At 64.9% G+C, this 752-nt stretch carries 1 protein-coding gene; it reads right to left on the bottom strand.

The annotated features are described in order from the left end of the window. Nucleotides 1–40 precede the first annotated feature (40 nt). Nucleotides 41–752 (bottom strand): IS256 family transposase (locus KUM38_RS39020; protein WP_217136892.1); only part of this gene is annotated, 712 nt, incomplete at its 5' end.

Genomic DNA, 752 nt, shown 5'->3' with positions numbered 1-752 from the left:
GGGTGTGTCAATTTAACGGCTGATCTTGGTTGTTGAGTGGTCAGTTGTTGCTCGGGGTCAGGCGACCCTCGAAGGCGATCTGGAACGCGTTGAGGGGTGCTTTCCAGCGCATGGTCCACCGCTTGCGGCCCTTGCCGGTCGGGTCCAGGCTCATCAGGGCCATGTAGATGCACTTGAGGGCGGCGGCCTCGTTGGGGAAGTGCCCGCGGGCGCGGACAGACCTGCGGATGCGTGCGTTGACGCTCTCGATCGCGTTCGTGCTGCAGATGACCTTCCGGATCTCGACGTCGAAGGCGAGGAAGGGCACGAACTCGGCCCAGGCGTCCGACCACAGCTTCACGATCGCCGGGTACTTCCGTCCCCAGGATTCCTGGAACTCCAGGAACCGCTCCGTCGCGGCGTCCTCGCTGGGTGCGGTGTAGACGGGTTTGAGGGCCCCTGCGACCTTGTCCCAGTCCTGACGGGCGGCGTAACGGAACGAGTTCCGCAGCAGGTGAACGACGCACGTCTGGACGATCGTGCGAGGCCAGACGGTCTCCACGGCCTCGGGAAGGCCTTTGAGCCCGTCGCAGACCAGCATGAGCACGTCGTCCAGGCCGCGGTTCTTCAGCTCGGTGAACACGTGCAGCCAGTACTTGGCTCCCTCGCCGCCGTCGCCGGCCCAGATGCCGAGGATGTCGCGGGTGCCGTCCACCGTCACCGCCATCACCACGTAGATGGGACGGTTCGCGACCTTCCCATCTCTGATCTTG

The sequence above is a fragment of the Streptomyces sp. AC558_RSS880 genome (assembly GCF_019049255.1).
GTDB lineage: Bacteria > Actinomycetota > Actinomycetes > Streptomycetales > Streptomycetaceae > Streptomyces.
Note: the sequence above shows the minus strand (reverse complement) of the source record. Positions and strands in the feature narration are given on the sequence as shown.